Origin of the sequence: Inhella gelatinilytica, from assembly GCF_016093295.1 — a bacterium.
Classification (GTDB): Bacteria; Pseudomonadota; Gammaproteobacteria; order Burkholderiales; family Burkholderiaceae_C; genus Inhella; species Inhella gelatinilytica.
The window spans coordinates 1-1,497 of record NZ_JAEDAL010000020.1 but is presented as its reverse complement, the minus strand read 5'-3'; the positions used below and the strand labels follow the sequence as shown (position 1 = coordinate 1,497).

At 59.3% G+C, this 1,497-nt stretch carries 1 protein-coding gene and 1 pseudogene; both read right to left on the bottom strand.

All coding sequences use genetic code 11. The features are described 5' to 3' along the window. On the bottom strand, nucleotides 1-222 hold a 222-nt coding region (locus I7X43_RS16250; RefSeq protein WP_198102003.1), incomplete at its 3' end, for a hypothetical protein. A gap of 466 nt (nucleotides 223-688) precedes the next feature. Beyond that, nucleotides 689-1,497 (bottom strand): annotated as a pseudogene (locus I7X43_RS16245) (calcium-binding protein); the annotation flags it as partial.

Sequence of the window (1,497 nt, the reverse complement as noted above, 5' to 3'; positions counted from 1 at the left end):
GGTGACGATCAGCTCCGCCCAGTCAGCATTGCTCAGCGTCTTGAACGCATCGTTCAAATAAAACGACACATTCTGCGCAGCGGTACTACCAACACCCACCGCAACCTTGGATTGGTCGCGCAAGGCTGCCAGGCCATTCACGCCGGGCGCCGCGTCGTACAGCGCCTTATACAAACGAGCGATGTCACGACCCAGGGTGTCGGTACCGAAATTGATTGCCATAACGTTCCTCTTCGTTCAGTTAGGGACTGCCAAAAAGCAGTGATTGCTCAAGCCGCAAGCAGTGTGCGCGCCGCCCAGCTCCGGCCTTGTGATGCCGGTCACATAAGGGCTCCGCCTCAGCACCGTTGACCTACCCAGTAGGCGCAACCACGGATGATAGGTGAGCCCAGCACTCCTCTCGCGACGACGCCCCTCCTGAATTCGGGGGAATCGCAACAGAACGGGACAGGGGTTTCCCTAGAAACGATCAGGAAGAGATAGCGCACTGGGTCTCATCGCATGTCTGAGGCAGGCGTTTGCTGTCAAGCATGGAAGACGCTTGAAGGCCTTGCCATTTAAGGCTTTGCGGGATGTCGAACTGCATTGAGTCGACACGCCATTCCCAAAACGAAAAAGCCCCCGCCGAGGCGGGGGCCGACCATCGGGTTTGGCCAACCAAAGTCAGCCGAAAACCCTCATGTCATCGTCAGATGAAGTCAGCGCCATCCACACCTGCAGCACCGCCCACACCCGTCAACACAACAAACGTGTCATTGGCATCAATCACGCCATCGCCGTTCTGGTCGATCAGGACCCAGGTGTTGCCCGTGCCGTTGGCGTTGTACTCAACATACACAGTGGTGCCGCCACCGAATGCAACCGCAGCGTTCGCCAAGAAGGCTGCTTCGTTGTTGGCCGTCCCATCCACTTCCATGTAGGTAACAGCCACAGCCACGTTGATCGTGTCGGCGCCCGTCGTGAAGTCTGCAATGGTGTCAGCCGTCGCCAGCGTGATGCCGGAAGCGCCAGAACCAATCACAAACTCGTCGGTACCAGCACCGCCGCTCATCACATCAGCGCCCGTGCCGCCGGTGATCGAGTCGTTGTCGGCACCGCCGTAGACAGTGTCGTTGTTGGCACCACCCACGATGGTGTCGTTGCCATCAAAGCCGTAGTACAGGCCAGCACCCACAACCGGAGCTTGCGTGTCAGCCAGATTGGTTCCGACGACGACCATGACCTGATCGCCATCGGCGTTCAGGACGGCGGTGTCGGCGGTGCCATCGGTGACCACCAGGTCGTACTGGGTTTGCGTGCCCAGAGCCACCAGGTTGATCGCCGTCGCAGCACCATCATTCACCGCGCCTTGGATCGCCGCAAACGTCGGAGCCTTGAAGGTCAAGACATCGCCGTCATCCGGATCGTTGGCCGTGATCGTGAAGCCTGCCGCCGTCGAACCATCAAAGGTCACGACCGGAGCGTCGTTGGTACCCGTGATGGTCACCACCACGTCTT